This window comes from Cetobacterium sp. (assembly GCF_977044495.1).
On sequence record NZ_CDRRQU010000046.1, the window covers coordinates 1 to 17,209 of the forward strand.

Below are 17,209 nucleotides of genomic sequence, written 5' to 3' on the forward strand. Positions count from 1 at the left end.
TCACTTTTACACTTGTTTTAGGAAATGGAGCGACGTGGGAGCAAGCTTTGGGGGTAGTATTTATATCTGGAGTTATATTTTTGGCACTGACTTTTTCAGGGTTGAGAGAAAAAATAATAGATGCTATTCCATCTGCAATTAGACTGGCTGTAGGGGCTGGGATAGGTTTATTTATAGCGTTTATAGGAATGCAAGGGATGGGTTTGATTGTAAGTAATCCAGCAACGATAGTAGCTTTAGGAAAATTTAATCTAAATGTTGTTTTAGGATTGATAGGATTTGCAATTATGGGATTCTTAGAAATGAGAAAAGTTAAAGGTGGAATTTTAATAGGAATTGTAGTGACAACGATTTTAGGAATTATCTTTGGTGCAGTTCAGTTGCCATCACAGATAATATCAATGCCTCCAAGTCCAGCACCGATTGCTTTGAAACTTGATGTATTAGGAGCTATAAAACCGATATTTTTGGGATCAATTTTTTCATTCATGTTTGTGGATTTATTTGATTCTTTAGGAACTATAATGGCTTGTGCCCATGAAGCTGAAATGATAGATGAAAAAGGTAAAATTAAAAATGTAAGTAAAATATTAGAAGCTGATGCGGTAGCGACAGTGATAGGTTCTCTTTTAGGAACATCTACTACTACAACATTTGTAGAATCAGCTTCAGGGATAGCGGTCGGTGGAAGAACTGGATTAACAGCATTGACAACAGCAATTTTATTTGTAATTTCATTGTTTTTTTCACCAATGATAGGTGTTGTTCCAGCATTTGCCACAGCACCTGCTCTTATACTTGTTGGAGTTTATATGTTTAAAAATTTATTGGATATAGATTTTCATAATATAGAGGTTGCAATACCATGTTTTTTAATAATACTGATAATGCCTTTAACTTATAGTATTTCTATTGGAATTTCTTTTGGATTTATCTCTTACATACTAGTTTGTCTATTTGGTGGTAAAATAAAAGATATAAAACCAATAATGTGGGCGATAGGTTTTTTCTCAGTTGTGGAGTTAATATTTAAATAAAAAAGGAGCTAAGCTCCTTTTTTATTTATAAATTAGGCACTCTTTTTTTTACTGAAATTGTGAGGTTTAAATATGATAGAGCCTCCAAAAGCGATTAAAGCTGGAAGAATCCATGGAAAACCATGACTGGCAAGAGGGATAAATTTTAAATCTATTTTCAGCATTTCAGCTATACTGATTATCAAAGTCACTGCTACCACAGATTTAAAAGTAAAGTGATTTTTAATTCCGAAGATATTTAATAATATAAGAACAATCGTAACAGGATAAAGTATTACTAATACAGGAACAGATAAACTTATTATATAATCTAATCCTGCAATGGAAAGTATTGCAGAGAAAATACAAATTGCAAGAGCTATTTTTTTATAAGAAATTTTAAATAGTTTAGAAAACCATTCACTAGCTAGTGCTACTAAACCTACAGAAGTTGTTAAACAAGCAGCTGCAACACAAACTCCAAAAGCTACCTTTCCAATATTCCCAAGAGTCATTTCTGCTAATGTTAGTGTTGTTTGAGCAGTAGTAAGACCTTTTATATTACTAATTTGTGCCCCCAGATAAATTAAACTCAAGTAGATAAATCCAAGCCCAATAGCAGCAATAAATCCAGCATTACTTAAAAAAGATTTTTGCTCGTTTGAATCAGTTATTCCTTTTCCTTCAAGTCCTCTAATGATTATAACACCAAATAAAACAGAAGCTAGAGCATCCATTGTTTGGTACCCACTAACAAATCCATAAGAAAATGGATTTACATTTATAGTGGAATCAACAGGTGTACCTAAGTTACTAGTTATTCCTAAGATAGTTATTAATGAAAGAATTAAAAGGATAATAGGTGTTAAAAATTTTCCTAGAATATCAGTGATGCTTGATTCATTTAGAACTAAAAATAAAGTGATTCCAAAAAAAACAACAGATGTCAATATAGCAATAATACTAGGATTTGAATTTGGAAATAAAGGTAAAATTCCCATTTCAAAAGTAGTTGATCCTGTTCTTGGTATGGCAAATAGAGGACCTATAACTAGTATTAATATAGTTGAATAAAAGATATCAAATTTATTTGAAACTTTATTTGCAAACTCATCCAGACTTCCAACTTTTGTGAACGCAAGAATTCCAAGCAGCGGTAAACCAATTCCAGTTAGAAAAAAACCTAGACCAGCTTGAAACCAATCTTTTCCTACTGCTACTCCAACAGAAGGAGGAAATAGTAAATTTCCCGCTCCGAAAAACATAGAAAATAAAGCAAAACCTAAAATTAAAATTTCTTTCTTTTTATTCATTGTAACCTCCAAAAAATTAGTGTAATTGTGATGAAAAACATATTTATAATAGTTAACTAGAAAAATTGTACCAAAAAATAAAAAAAAAATCAAGAATAAAATAATAAAAAAAAGGTATTTAAGTACTAAAAAATAGTACATAAAAATACAGTTGAAAAAAAAAGGTAAAGGGTGTATAATTGCAAACTGTATGAAAAAAAATCAGGAGGGAAAAAGTGAAGGTTTATTTAACAAACAAAGAAACAACGGAGCAAGTTCTTCTTTTAGGAGAAAACAAAGGACACTACTCATTTACAAAAACTACTTTGCTGGGATTTATGGGAGGGGTGTATATAGCTCTTTCAGCTTTGGGAAACTTAATAGCTAACTTTACTGTGGGTGGAGGTGCTGGAAAATTTATTGGAGCTGCTGTTTTCCCAACAGGATTGATGCTTGTTGTATTAGTAGGAGGGTCATTATTTACAGGAGATTGCCTAGGTTTATTAGCTTTTAGTAAAGGAAAAGTAGAAAAGACAACATATACAAGAAATTTATGTGCGGTTTGGATAGGGAATTTTTTAGGATCAATATTTATAGCGTATGTGTCTTATTTTGCTGGAAATTATTCATCTAATGAATTTGCTAGGTATGTAGTTGGAGTTGCAGAGCATAAAGTTCACCTTACATTTACAGAGGCGGTAGCTAGTGGATTTTTGTGCAATGTATTGGTAGCTATTGGAGTTTGGTTCGCTTTAGCTGCAAAAGATTTGGCAGGAAAAATACTGGCTATTTGGTTTCCTATAATGCTATTTATATTAGGAGGATTTCAGCACGTAGTTGCAAATATGTATTATGTAAGTATAGGAAAAATACTTTTACCTATGGTGTATTCACCAAGTGAGATGGCAGTTCATTTTTTAGCAGTTACAATTGGGAACTTTTTATCAGGAGCATTATTTTTACCGTTAATATATAAAAAATTATATATGAATGATTAAAAGAAAAAGGAGTAGAAAATTAAATTTCTACTCCTTAAGTTTTTATTTGTTTCTATGAACAGTTCTTCCATCAGCTTGATGATTAGGTGTCATTGTGATTTCTGTCAGTTGAATATTTTCAGGAAGACCAGTAGTGTAAATAACAACACTTGCAACATCATCAGGAGTTAGTGCTTCAATACCTTTATAGGTATTTTTAGCCTTTTCAGTATTGCCTTTAAATCTAACTTTACTGAATTCAGTCTGAACTAAACCAGGCTTAATATTAGTTACTCTGATATTCGATTCAACCAAATCAATTCTTAAACCATCAGAAAAAGTTTTTACAGCAGCTTTGGAGGCACAATAGATGGCACCTCCTGCGTAAGCACTATCACCAGCGATAGAACCAATATTGACAATATGCCCAGAATTGTTTTTTAACATAGAAGGAACAATGGCACTTGTGATGTAAAGCATTCCTTTTATATTAGTATCGATAACAGTGTCAATATCTGTGGGAGAAGCTAGATAAGCTTTATCTAAACCTAGGGCTAGTCCGGCATTATTGATTAGGATATCGATTTTTTTAAAAGACTCTGGTAAAGTTTTTACTTTGTCTTCAATATCCTTACTGTTACGCACATCAATAACTAAAGTATGAACTCTTATACCATACTTTCTAATTAATTCTTCTTTTAAAGAATCAAGTAAATCGGAACTTCTAGCGGTCAAAATAAGATTAGCACCTTTTTCTGCATATGCTAGTGCACAACTTCTACCAATACCTTTTGTAGCTCCAGTAATAAAAACAGTTTTACCGTATAAATTGTTCATAGAAAACCCCCTTAGCTTAGTATATAAGCATTTTTTATTTTTTCAACACTATCATAAATATTTGTGTTTGAATCTATTTTAATCGAAAAATCCGAAGATATTTTATAAAGAGTTTGTCTTTTATCATATAAATCTTGGATAGTTTTAAAAACATCCTCAGAATTAGTGAGAAGAGGTCTAGTTTTACTTCTTTTAACTCTTTCATAAATTGTTTTTACATCACAATCCAAATAAACTACAAAGGACGTGGATTTGAGATTTTTGATATTTACATTGTCAATAATTGCTCCACCACCGGTAGAAATAACAATATTATTATCTCTAGATTCCTCTTCGATAATGGATCTTTCTAAATCTCTGAAGTATTTTTCTCCATATTCTTCAAATATTTCAGGAATAGTTTTCTTTTCTTTTATAGATATGCAACGGTCGATATCTATAAATTTCATATCCAAACTTTTAGCTAAAATTCTACCGATAGTCGTTTTTCCGCTACCCATAAAACCTATAAGGGCAATATTAGCTTTCATAAAGTCTAAAAATGTTCCCCATTATCATAGTAGTTAGAACCTTCAAGAGGATAGAAGATAACAGTAGTGTCATTGTTATTTGTTAATTTTTTACAAAAATTTGTGATAAAATCTGCAACAAGATCTTTAGTTTTTTGTCCCCTGTCAAACCAAGCTACATCAACAAAAGTATATCCTGCAACGATTGTTCCATCAAAAATATATTCAGTTTCAGTGTGCTCGATAGTGAACCAACTTCTATCACATTGAACAATTGAAGTAAGTCCATCAATCAGTTCCTTACTATTTTCAATTAAACTTTTTTTATCAATACCTCTAAATTTTAAATGTGGCATTTCATTCCTCCTTTTCTGGTAAAAGTACAACTTCTACACAATTCTTTATATCAAGTGCTCTATTAGAAAAATTTATAATAGAGTTGTAGTTTACTGTTTTATTATACCTCATAGGAGCATAAAATTCATAGTCAGATATTAAATTTTTTTTCTCCAGATAATTATTCCAGAAACTATTAGTTTTTAGTGCAGTCTCAAAGTTTAGCTTATAGTTTTTTTGAATGTCTAAAATTTTATTTTTTGGAAAATTTCCCTTCTGTATACTTTCAATAGTATCAGTCACTTTGGAGATGACTTCATTGACTCTTTTAGTATCTATACTGAAGGTTATTTGAAGATAATTCTCACCAAAATTTAATTTTTCTAGATTAGAATACGAAGATATAGAATAAACTCCACCGATTTTTTCTCTGACATCTTCTATCAATAATATATTTAATAGATTGGAAAAAGCACTATATAAAACTCTGTTTTCTAGAGAAAAATCGCCGTGATAAGGAAAAGTTAGAATAACTGTGGCTTTTTTATCTACTCCTTTAACAAGATTTTTTTTAATCGAATTAGTAGGATAAACTACATTAAGATTTTTATAGTTTAATTGAGTGTCATTTATAGGAAGGTTAGCAAAATAATAATCTAGATTTTTAATTAAAGTTTCTTCATCAATAGAACCTGTGACAACTAATTTATAGTCCTTGAAATTACTAAATAAATTATCAAATGTACTTAAAAGATTTTCTTTGCTGACATATGAAAGATCCTCTGTTTTTAAAAGTTGTTTTCTAGGGTGGTTATTATTTAAAGTTTCTAAATACATCTTTTTTAATAGAGATTTAGGAGAAAAATCTCTATTTTTAATTAATTCGCTATTTGTTTTTAGATTCGATTCAATAATATTTTCATCAAATTTAGGGTTTGAAAGCAATACTCTAAAATATTTTAATGCCTCAGTTAAATTTTCTTTGTTTGTGGAAATCAAAAAACCTTGAGTATAGTCATTGATAAATGGTTCAACACTGAAATTCTTACCTTTAAAGTAAAGTTCTAGAGAACTGTAGTCAATATTACCTACTCCAGAATTAGAGAGAATATCTGGAAGGAAAAGTGAATTGATATACTTTGAATAATCTAAACTGGAGCTGCCTTGTAGTTTAGTTAACTTAAAAGTTATATTATCCTTGTCAAAATCAGTCTCTTTATAAAGGACTTCTATTCCGTTTGAAAGAAGTAGCTTTGTGTAATCTTTTTCTTTTGAAATAATTTTAGAGACACCTGGAGTTAAGTTCAAATCAGGGAGTTCAGTTTCAAAAGATATTTCCTCGATAGAGGTTGAGGGTTGTGCTAGTAATGAATCAATTAAAGATTTGATTTCATCCTCTTTAGGTAGCTTTTCTTTCATGTTATCTCTTGAAGTTATCAAAACGTTATAATTCAAGGAGATTAAATTGGATGCAATTTTTTTTAAGTCATCAATAGTTATATTTTTTAAAATTTGTTCTGTCAATTCATACTCAATATCAGGTTCTATAAAAATATTGTTATTTAAAATATAATCGACAATAGAATCTATGTAAACATCATTTTTTATACTTTCTTTATTGTTGACAATATTTTTTAAATTATTTAAAAGGTTAAGTTTTTCGTTTTCCAACTCTTGAGTTGAGACTCCATTTGATGAAATATTTTTTATGTTATTAATTATATCTGTTATAGATTTGTCTATATTTTCACCTTTTATAAGGGCTGAAATAGCGTAAATTCCAGTATCTTTGTTAAGAGGATAGTTATAGATAGATGAATATACAAAAGATGAATCTTTAGCTTTAGATAAAATAGAAAATCTTGTATTCAAGATAGAGTTAAGTAAAATTTTTTCTAAACTTTCTTTAAATGCAGCTAAAGTATCAATCGGACGTATAGATTCTTTCCACATTATATTAAAATTGGTTGTTGTTAATTCAGGGTCAGTAAAGATAGTGATAGAGTCTTCTATGGGTAGAGAAATACTGTAATTCTCATTTATAACTTTCGATTTATTTTTTAATGGTGTGAAGTTTTTAATGATGAGCTCTTCAATATCATCAATATTAAAATCACCCACGGCAACAATAGCCATATTTTCTGGTTGATACCATTTTTCGTAATAATCTCTGAGTCTTTTAGAAGTTGCTCCTTTTATAGTTTCGGGATGACCAATGGGAAATCGCTTAGAATACCAAGAGTCTCCGTATAAAATTTTCTTTTGTAAATCTCCGACTCTCTGTGAAATACCTTGTCTTAGTCGCCACTCTTCAATAATTATATTTTTTTCATTTTCAATGTCTTTGGAATCAAGTGTAATTTCTGAAGCCCATTCTTTAAGAACATCAAAACCAGTCTCGAGGTCTGTTTTTGATGTAGGAACTTGGAGTTTATAAACTGTTTCAGAGAAACTAGTGTAAGCATTTAGGTCTCCACCAAAACTTAATCCTAAAGATTGAAGATATGTGACAAGTTCATTTTTTTGATATTTAGTGGTTCCGTTGAAGGCCATATGTTCTAAAAAGTGTGCTAATCCTTGCTGCTCTTCCGCTTCATAGAGCGAACCGGCTTTTACAACAAGGTTCAAAGAAGCTCTATTCTCTGGTTTTTTATTTTTTAATATATAATATTGCAAACCATTGTCAAGAGTGCCGGAGACTAAATTAGTAGATACTTGTAAGTTTATTCCATCACTTCCCCAAATAAAAAATTGTAAAATCAAAAATACTATAGTGAAGAGACACATTCTTTTTTTCATTGATAAATCCTCCTTGTATAAGTTAAAGATAATTAAATATTAACATTTTATAACTTTTATTAAAAGGATTATTTAGTGGATTTTTTTTAATAAAATTGTTAAAATGTGGTGAAGAAATAATAAATGGAGGATAACGTGAGAGTAAAAGACAAAAAGAAATTTTTTAGGTTTTTAATACTATTGACAATTTTTATTTTTACAATTTCTTGTGGAGTAAAAAGATTTGTTCTTAATGATGAGCCAAGAAAAACTGAGATGGTAAGAGATGAGATAAAAATAGATGTTTTATCTGCAAATAAATTGGAAGTAAAAGAAGAGGTTGAAAAAAAAACTTTAGATACAAAAGAGGATAGGAAAGAGGAGAAAGTTGAAAATATAACCGAAGATAAGTTGCCAGAAGAGAGTACATTAGTAGTTGAAAAGAAAGAAGGGAAAAATCTGGAAAAGGATACAGAAAGTAATTTGAAATATATTAAAAACCAGACATTGTTCGTTTATAGAGATGAGTTACAAAAAGAAAAGATAGATACCTTAAGAAAAGGTACAAGAGTTGAAATTGTAGATGAAAAAGAGATATCTGTAAATGATAAAAAAAAATCATTGTTAAAAATACAGTATAAAAAAGATTTAAAAAATAGAACTGGATGGATAAGTAAAGTAGAATTAGGGGGTAGCTTAAATGAGGTATTACCAAATAATTGGAAAAATTTAGACTTTACAACAGATTATTCAATGAATAATTTTAGTAATAATCCAAGAGTTGATGTGAAGGGAGTATATCTAAATATATATACTATCGGAAGTCCTAAAAAGATGGAAAGACTGATAAATTTGACAAAAACAACAGAAATAAATGCTTTTGTAATAGATGTAAAAGATGATAATGGGGTCATATCCTTTGAAATGGAAGCTCCTAAGAAATTTGGGATACCAGTTTCAAAAAATTATCCAGTAAAAAATATAGAAGAATTTATGCAAAAAATGAAAGAAAATAATATATATACAATAGCACGGATTGTGTCGTTTAAAGATCCAACGTATGCAAAAGCAAATCCAGATAAAGTTATAATTTCAAGGGATACAGGAAAACCTTTCACAAATAGTGATGGAATTATTTGGGTATCCGCACATGATAGAAATCTTTGGGAATATAATATAGCAGTTGCAGAGGAAGCAGCAAAAGTTGGATTTAATGAAATTCAATTTGATTATGTAAGATTTCCAGCTTCAAATGGTGGAAAACTAGATGCAAAATTAAACTATAGAAATACTAAAAACGAATCGAAGCCAGAGACTATCCAAAAATATTTAAAATATGCAAGAGAGCGGTTAAATGCTCTAGAAGTTTATACAAGTGCTGATGTTTATGGGCAGGTAGGAACTTTTAATGATGATATGGGGTTAGGTCAGCACTGGGAAGCTGTGACTCAAGTTGTAGATTATATATCTCCAATGATGTATCCAAGCCATTATGGTAATGGAGCATACGGGATAGCTGTTCCAGATGCACAACCTTATAAAACAATATACTATTCTTTAAAAGACTCTATAAATAGAAATGAAAATGTTAATTCGCCAGCCACAGTTAGACCTTGGATTCAAGCTTTTACAGCAAAGTGGGTAAAGGGACATATAAACTATAATGAAAAAGAGATTAGAGAGCAAATAAAAGCAATGAATGATTTGGGAGTAACAGAATACTTGTTATGGAGTCCGAGCAATAATTATAAGATTACAGGCAAATAAAAATAAATGTTTAAAAAAAGTATAGTGTATGATATAATGTCATTTGAACTAAATTAAAGGAGAAAAGATTGGAAGGAATAATAGTTATAGATAAACCGATTGGTATAACTTCCTTTGACGTTATAAGGAGTTTAAGAAGAACTTTAAAAGAAAGAAGAATTGGACATACAGGAACATTAGATCCCTTAGCAACAGGAGTTTTAGTTATTTGTGTAGGAAAAGCTACAAAATTAGCACAGGATATAGAAGGATATGAGAAAGAGTATGTTGCAGAACTAGAACTTGGATTAAAAACAGACACTTATGATATAGATGGAAAAATTTTAGATGAGGTGGATAGATTTGATGTCTCTTATGAATTTTTTGAAAGAACATTAGAGATGTTTAAAGGAGATATAAAGCAAGTACCACCAATGTATTCTGCGATAAAAGTGGATGGGAAAAAACTTTATGAGTTAGCAAGAGCAGGTGTTGAAATAGAAAGAAAAGCAAGAGAGGTAAGTATAACAGCTTTAAGACTATTATCTTTTGATGGAGTGAGAGCTAAAATTGATTGTACAGTTTCAAAAGGAACATACATAAGAAGTCTGATTTATGATTTAGGTGAGAAACTAAAGACATTTGCAACAATGACTGCTTTAAAAAGAACTAGAGTCGGTAAAGAAGATTTAAGTAGGGCATTCACATTGGAGAAAATTGAAGAAATGGTGTCAGAAAATAACTTTTCTTTTTTGGTTTCAGTGGAAGACTACTTTAAGTTTCCCAAAGTGGAGATTGAAGATGAAAATGATTTAAAACTTTTTGTAAACGGACAAAAATGTAAAAAAAGAGTAGATGAAGGTAAATACAGGGTCTATTCAAAAAATAAATTTATAGGTTTAGGCGAAGTTACAAGGGGTTTATTAAAAGGTTACAAGTATTATTAATGATAGAGAGGAAGATATATGAAAATTAAAAATATTGCAATTATTGCGCACGTTGACCATGGAAAAACAACTTTGGTGGACTGTTTATTGAGACAATCAGGAGTTTTCGGTGCCCACGAGTTGGAAAAAGTTGCAGAGAGAGTAATGGATTCTAATGATATTGAAAAAGAGAGAGGAATAACGATATTTTCTAAAAATGCATCAGTAAAGTATGGAGATTATAAAATTAATATTGTAGATACTCCAGGACATGCGGACTTCGGAGGGGAAGTTCAAAGAATTATGAAGATGGTTGACTGTGTTGTTCTATTGGTAGACGCTTTTGAAGGGCCAATGCCACAAACTAAATATGTTTTAAAGAAAGCTTTGGAGCAAGGACATAGACCGATAGTTGTAGTAAATAAAGTAGATAGACCAAATGCCAGACCAGAAGAGGTTTTATATATGGTTTATGATCTATTTATAGAGCTAAATGCCAATGAATTGCAATTGGAATTCCCAGTAGTGTATGCTTCAGGAAAAGTGGGATTTGCTAAAAAAGAGTTGAAGGATACTAACAATAATATGCAACCATTGTTTGAAACAATACTGGAACACGTTGAGGATCCAGAAGGTGATAGTTCAAAACCAGCTCAATTTTTAATCACAAATATTGAGTATGATAATTATGTAGGTAAATTGGCAGTTGGAAGACTTTATAATGGTTCACTGAGAAGAAATCAAGATGTTATGTTGATAAAAAGAGATGGAAAGCAAGTTAGAGGAAAGGTTTCAGTTCTTTATGGATATGAGGGTCTAAAAAGAGTTGAGATTCAAGAAGCTTTCTCCGGAGATATAATTTCTGTAGCAGGTTTAGATAATATCGATATCGGAGAGACGATTGCCGATTTTAATGAACCTGTTGCTCTACCGGTAATAGATATAGATGAGCCAACTTTGGCGATGACATTTATGGTAAATGATTCTCCTTTTGCTGGAAAAGAAGGGAAATTTGTAACATCTAGAAATATATGGGATAGACTTCAAAAGGAACTTCAAACAAATGTTAGTATGAGAGTAGAAGCTACAGAGAGTCCGGATGCTTTTGTAGTAAAAGGAAGAGGTGAGCTTCAACTTTCAATACTTTTAGAAAATATGAGAAGAGAAGGATTTGAAGTTCAAGTTTCAAAACCAAGAGTTTTGTTAAAAGATATAGATGGAGAAAAATACGAACCAATTGAATTGGCAATGGTTGACGTTGATGAAGCTTTTGTTGGAGTCGTAATCGAAAAGATGGGAATTAGAAAGGGAGAGATGATAACAATGACTCCTGGAACTGATGGATACACAAGACTAGAATTTAAAGTACCTGCAAGAGGTTTAATTGGATTTAGAAATGAATTTTTAACAGATACAAAAGGAACTGGAATTTTAAATCATTCATTCTATGATTTTGAACTATATAAGGGAGCAATTCCGACGAGAGCAAAAGGAGTGTTGATTTCATTAGAGCAAGGAACAACTGTAGCTTATGCTTTAGGTGGGTTACAAGATAGAGGAGTATTGTTTGTTGATCCGGGAGTAGCAGTCTATGAAGGAATGGTTGTTGGAGAGCACAATAGAGATAATGATTTAGTTGTAAATGTATGTAAAACTAAAAAATTAACGAATATGAGAGCATCAGGAAGTGATGATGCAATAAAGCTTGCTACACCAAGAAGATATACTTTAGAACAAGCTCTTGATTATATAGCAGATGATGAATTAGTAGAGATTACTCCAACTAATATCAGAATAAGAAAAAAGTTTTTAAAAGAAAATGATAGAAGAAAAAACTCTAAATAATATTTGAAGAGGTATATCTATGAAAAAATTATTGTTTGTAATTATGCTATTATCAATTTTTGGAGGTTGTAGTAGTTTTAACAGAAAGAAGTATACAGAAGAGGAAGTTATAGCAGCAGTAGTTGTGGATAATGTGTATATTTTAAATAGGGCAATAAAAAATGGTTTTAACATAGATCAAAAGTTAAGAAATGGAGACACTCTTTTAAGTTTGGCATTAAAGGAGAATTCTCTGCAAGCTATAGCTAGTTTATTATCAAATGGTGCAAACATATCCAATGACCTACCAGCGAGAAAAAATATAGGAACTGATACAATAATTTCATCAAGACCGTTAATTTTTTATGTAAATAGTATGGAAGCTTTACAAATGTTTATAAATGATAAAGCTGATATAAATGTATTTACAAGTGATGGAGAACTTCTTTTAAATTTTTATATGAAGACAAAACCAGAAGACTTATCCATATCTTTAATAGAGAATGGGGCTGAATTAAATATTCTTGATTCAAGTCAGTGGTATCCAGTATTTTGGGCAGTTAATATAGAGAATAAGGATATTTTAAAAGCATTATTGAAAAGAGATAGTAACCAGTATTTACTGAGAGATAAAAAAGGAAATTATCCAATATATTATGCTAATTCAAAAGAGATTATGAAAGAGTTATTACATGGTGAGTATGATTCTCAGACAAAAAATATATATGGGGAAAACATATTGGGAGAGGTATATTTAAAAGCTAAGGAGCTAGGTTATGATGAGTTACTTCCTATTTTGTTAAAAAAAGGTGTGAATCCTAACTATACCTCATATAAGTAAAAATTATAAAAGTTAAAGCAAGGATAGAATTTTATGAGTTCTATCCTTGTTAACTATTTAGCGAACTTGAAAAAATGGTAAAAATAATGTATAATTTCAAAAGCATTTTTTCACAGGAGGAAATAAATGATACGTAAGCTTTTAAGCCCCATAGATAGATTATCTTTTTCTAGAAAATTGATATTAGGATTTCTAACAGCAATAATTTTAGGGTCAATACTACTATATATGCCATTTTCTCTTCAAAATGGACAAAGAATAAGTTTTTTAACAGCTATTTTTACAATAACATCTGCAATATGTGTGACTGGTTTGTCTGTCATTGATATAAGTAAGGTTTTATCTTTTGAAGGACAAATAATATTACTTGTATTCATTCAATTAGGTGGTCTGGGCGTGATGACTTTTTCATCACTATTTTTTCTTTTGATTGGGAAAAAGATAGGATATAAAGATAGAGAGTTGATAAAAGAGGAAAGAAATGCAGAAAATAGCGGTGAAGTCGTAGAGTTTATAAAAAAAATAATAATAATTGTTTTTTTAATAGAAGGAATAGGAGCATTTTTTCTAACGCTGGAATTTTTAAAAGTTTTTAATTTTTCAAAAGCTTTATATTATGGAATATTTCATTCTATATCTGCTTTTTGTAATGCAGGATTTGCATTATTTTCAAATAACTTAGAAAATTATCCAGGAAGTATATTGATGAATATGACAGTAGCATATTTGATAATATTAGGTGGAATTGGATTCTCAGTAATAAATTCAGTATTAGTAGCAGTTAGAAGAGATGTAAAAAGATTTACTTTAACATCAAAAGTTGCTATATTAGTTTCAATGTTTTTAACATTTGTTGGAATGATTTTATTCTTTTTATTAGAATATAAGAACCCTTTAACAATTGGAAGTTTAGGTTGGTTTGATAAAGCTTTGGCAGCTTTTTTTCAAAGTGTGACTACTAGAACTGCTGGATTTAATACTGTTTCTATAGAAGCATTAAAGCCAGCAACAATATTTATGTTCTGCATTTTAATGTTTATTGGTGCTTCTCCTGGATCGACTGGTGGAGGAATAAAGACAACAACAATTGGAGTTATTATTTTTTATGTTATAGGAATAGTTCAAGGAAAGGAAAATATAAATGTCTTTAATAGAAGGATAAGTTGGGATATACTAAATAGAGCATTAGCAATACTTATAATTTCAATTATCTATGTTTCCATAGTAATAATGTTGGTTATGACAATAGAGGATATGAGCTTTGAAAAAGTTACCTTTGAGGTGATATCAGCTTTTGCGACTGTTGGATTATCAATGGGAATAACTGCAGATTTAAGTATAATGTCAAAAATACTATTGATAATAACAATGTTTATAGGAAGATTGGGTCCAATGACCTTTGCTTTAGCTTTAGGGGAGAAAAAAGTTAAACAAAACTTAAGATATCCGAAAGAGAATATTTTAGTAGGTTAATTAATGGAGGAAGATTATGAAGCAGTATGTGGTTATAGGTATGGGTAGATTTGGTTCGAGTGTTGCAGAAACATTATATAAGGCAAACGAAGAAGTTTTAGCGATAGATGAATCTGAAGATATAATTCAAGAAGCTGTAAATAGTGGAATTGTTGAAAATGCGGTTGTTGCAGATGCAACGGATGATAAAGAGCTAAATAATATAGGATTAGAAGGGTTTGATGTTGCTTTTGTTTGTATTGGGGCGATAGAGCCAAGTATCATGGTAACTTTAAATTTAAAAGAATTAGGTGTAAAAAAGATAATTGTAAAAGCAGTATCTAGGAGACATGGAAAAGTTTTAGAAAAAATAGGTGCAAATCAAGTTGTATATCCAGAGGAATACATGGGAAAAAGAGCTGCAATGGCAGCTATGGATCCAAATATGATAGAACATTTTAGATTTTCAAAGGATTTTTTATTGGCAGAGATAAAAGCACCGGAAATTTTTTGGAATAAAACACTTGTAGAGTTAGATATAAGAAAAAGATATAATGTAAATATTGTTGGAATAAAAAAAGGTAATAGAAATTTTATTCCAAATTTATCGGCAGATACTATAATTGAGCAAGGAGATATTCTTCTTGTAATTACAGATGCCAAAACAGCAGCAGAATTGAAGAATTTAAATTGATAGAGAGGAGTAAAAATGCAAAATTTTGATGTTATAGTTGTAGGTGCAGGACACGCAGGGTGTGAAGCTGCATTAGCAGCAGCTAGAATGGGGGCTAAAACAGCTATTTTTACAATATTGTTGGACAATATTGGGTATATGTCTTGTAATCCATCTTTAGGAGGTCCAGCTAAATCGCATTTGGTAAAAGAGATTGATGCTCTTGGTGGAGAGATGGGAAGAAATATAGATAAAACATTTATTCAAATTAGAGTTTTGAATACCAAAAAAGGTCCGGCTGTTCGATCTCTAAGAGCACAAGCAGATAAAGTAAACTACAGTAAAGAGATGAAAAAAACACTTGAAAATACAGAAAACTTAGATATTATTCAAGGAATGGTAACAGAACTTCTTACCGAAGATAACAAAGTTATCGGAATTAAGACTAAAGAAGGTGTAGAATATAGAGCAAAAGCTGTAGTAATTGCAACTGGAACATTTATGAGAGGATTAATTCATATCGGAGAAAAACAATTTCAAGGTGGAAGAATGGGAGAGTTGTCTTCAGAAGAGTTACCTGTTTCATTGGAAGCTCTAGGAATAAAATTGGGAAGATTTAAAACGGGAACACCACCAAGAATAGATGCAAGAACAATAGATTATTCAAAAGTTGAGATACAACCGGGAGATAAGGGAGTACTAAAGTTTTCAAGCAGAACAAAAGCAGAAGAAGTTTTGACAAGAAAACAGATACCTTGCCATATGGTATTTACAAATAGGGAAGTTCATGACACAATTATAACAAACAAGGACAGATCACCACTATTTAATGGAACCATCCAAGGAACAGGTCCTAGGTATTGTCCGTCGATAGAAGATAAGGTGTTTAGGTATCCAGATAAAGATAGACATCATCTTTTTCTAGAAAAAGAGGGATATGATACAAATGAAGTTTACATAAGTGGTTTTTCTTCATCATTACCAACAGATGTTCAATACAAGATGTTAAAGGGAATAGAAGGACTAGAAAATGCAAAAATAATGAGATATGCTTATGCAATTGAGTATGATTACATTGTACCAGAAGAGATAAAATACAGTTTAGAAACTAAAAAAATAGAAAATTTATTCTTAGCAGGACAGATAAATGGGACATCAGGTTATGAAGAAGCTGGAGCACAAGGACTTGTGGCTGGAATAAATGCGACAAGAAAAGTTTTTGGGCAAGAACCGGTTATTTTAGATAGAGCAGACTCGTATATAGGAACGCTAATTGATGATTTGGTCTCTAAAGGGACAAATGAACCGTATAGAATGTTTACGGCGAGAAGTGAGTATAGATTAGTTTTGAGAGAGGATAATGCAGATTTAAGATTAACCAAGATAGGTTATGATATTGGTTTAGTTTCTGAAGAGGAATATATAAGAGTTCAAAAGAAAGAGAGAGATGTGGCTGAAATAATTGAAAAGTTAGAAAAGCAACACGTGGGAAGTAGTAACCCTAGAGTTAATGAAGTTTTAATAAAAGCTAATGAGCCGGAAGTAAAATCTGGAATAACTTTACTAGAGTTATTAAGAAGACCTGAAGTATCATATTCAGATATAAAATATATATCTGAATTGATAGAGAAATTTGATTTGGGATGTTATGATGAAGATACAGAGTATCAAGTTGAAGTACAAGTTAAATACTCAGGATATATTCAAAAGTCACTAAAAATGATAGAAAAACATAAAGGATTAGAGAATAAAAGACTTCCAGAAGATATGGACTACGATTCTTTAGAAAATATGCCAAAAGAGGCTAAAGATAAGCTAAAGCAAGTAAGACCTTATAACATAGGTCAAGCCTCTAGAATTTCAGGAGTCTCTCCAGCAGACATCCAAGTTTTATTAATGTATTTAAAACTGAAAGGAAGTAAATAGATGAGAGAATATTTAGTTGAAGGGATAAAAAAAATAGGACTGCAGTACACAGATGAAAAAATTGATAATTTAGTAA

14 protein-coding genes are annotated in these 17,209 nt (G+C 30.6%); 9 read left to right on the forward strand and 5 right to left on the reverse strand.

Annotation, left to right across the window (positions count from 1 at the left end; translation table 11 throughout):
* On the forward strand, window positions 1–1,037 hold a 1,037-nt coding region (locus ACWI69_RS10020), incomplete at its 5' end, for an NCS2 family permease (RefSeq protein WP_448821696.1).
* Window positions 1,038–1,069: 32 nt separating this feature from the next.
* Here ACWI69_RS10020 and brnQ read toward each other — a convergent pair.
* Window positions 1,070–2,329, reverse strand: a complete 1,260-nt coding sequence (gene brnQ, locus ACWI69_RS10025; RefSeq protein ID WP_448821697.1) for a branched-chain amino acid transport system II carrier protein — start codon at window positions 2,327–2,329, stop codon at window positions 1,070–1,072.
* A gap of 215 nt (window positions 2,330–2,544) precedes the next feature.
* Between brnQ and ACWI69_RS10030 the strand changes: the two genes are divergently transcribed.
* Entirely contained in the window at window positions 2,545–3,306 is a 762-nt protein-coding gene (locus tag ACWI69_RS10030) for a formate/nitrite transporter family protein (protein ID WP_448821698.1), read from the forward strand.
* Between the two features lie 42 nt (window positions 3,307–3,348).
* Here the strand turns inward: ACWI69_RS10030 and ACWI69_RS10035 are convergent, their stop codons facing one another.
* Genes ACWI69_RS10035 through ACWI69_RS10050 form a run of 4 tightly spaced genes read right to left on the reverse strand, consistent with a single transcriptional unit; the run spans window position 3,349 to window position 7,766 of the window.
* Window positions 3,349–4,122: an SDR family NAD(P)-dependent oxidoreductase gene (locus ACWI69_RS10035; protein WP_448821699.1), complete on the reverse strand. Its 774-nt coding sequence runs from the start codon at window positions 4,120–4,122 to the stop codon at window positions 3,349–3,351.
* 11 nt (window positions 4,123–4,133) lie between these two features.
* On the reverse strand, window positions 4,134–4,652 hold the full coding sequence (locus ACWI69_RS10040; protein WP_448821700.1) for a shikimate kinase: 519 nt from the start codon (window positions 4,650–4,652) through the stop codon (window positions 4,134–4,136).
* 5 nt (window positions 4,653–4,657) lie between these two features.
* The gene (locus ACWI69_RS10045; protein WP_448821701.1) at window positions 4,658–4,987 is read right to left on the reverse strand and encodes a DUF1904 domain-containing protein; all 330 of its coding nucleotides are present in this window, start codon (window positions 4,985–4,987) and stop codon (window positions 4,658–4,660) included.
* Window position 4,988: 1 nt separating this feature from the next.
* Window positions 4,989–7,766, reverse strand: coding sequence for a M16 family metallopeptidase (locus ACWI69_RS10050; protein WP_448821702.1), 2,778 nt, complete (start codon window positions 7,764–7,766; stop codon window positions 4,989–4,991).
* 135 nt (window positions 7,767–7,901) lie between these two features.
* On the opposite strand from ACWI69_RS10050, the gene ACWI69_RS10055 reads away from it, so the two are divergent.
* From ACWI69_RS10055 to mnmG, 7 genes are all read left to right on the forward strand, one after another.
* Window positions 7,902–9,512: a putative glycoside hydrolase gene (locus tag ACWI69_RS10055; protein WP_448821703.1), complete on the forward strand. Its 1,611-nt coding sequence runs from the start codon at window positions 7,902–7,904 to the stop codon at window positions 9,510–9,512.
* A 68-nt stretch (window positions 9,513–9,580) separates the two neighbouring features.
* On the forward strand, window positions 9,581–10,438 hold the full coding sequence (gene truB, locus ACWI69_RS10060; protein WP_448821704.1) for a tRNA pseudouridine(55) synthase TruB: 858 nt from the start codon (window positions 9,581–9,583) through the stop codon (window positions 10,436–10,438).
* 18 nt (window positions 10,439–10,456) lie between these two features.
* Entirely contained in the window at window positions 10,457–12,262 is a 1,806-nt protein-coding gene (gene typA / locus ACWI69_RS10065) for a translational GTPase TypA (RefSeq protein ID WP_448821705.1), read from the forward strand.
* A gap of 19 nt (window positions 12,263–12,281) precedes the next feature.
* Window positions 12,282–13,082 (forward strand): ankyrin repeat domain-containing protein, encoded by an 801-nt coding sequence (locus tag ACWI69_RS10070; RefSeq protein ID WP_448821706.1) that lies wholly within the window; start codon window positions 12,282–12,284, stop codon window positions 13,080–13,082.
* 126 nt (window positions 13,083–13,208) lie between these two features.
* Window positions 13,209–14,555: a TrkH family potassium uptake protein gene (locus ACWI69_RS10075; RefSeq protein WP_448821707.1), complete on the forward strand. Its 1,347-nt coding sequence runs from the start codon at window positions 13,209–13,211 to the stop codon at window positions 14,553–14,555.
* Window positions 14,556–14,571: 16 nt separating this feature from the next.
* The gene (locus ACWI69_RS10080; protein WP_448821708.1) at window positions 14,572–15,228 is read left to right on the forward strand and encodes a potassium channel family protein; all 657 of its coding nucleotides are present in this window, start codon (window positions 14,572–14,574) and stop codon (window positions 15,226–15,228) included.
* A gap of 15 nt (window positions 15,229–15,243) precedes the next feature.
* Entirely contained in the window at window positions 15,244–17,133 is a 1,890-nt protein-coding gene (gene mnmG / locus ACWI69_RS10085; RefSeq protein WP_448821709.1) for a tRNA uridine-5-carboxymethylaminomethyl(34) synthesis enzyme MnmG, read from the forward strand.
* Window positions 17,134–17,209 lie beyond the last annotated feature (76 nt).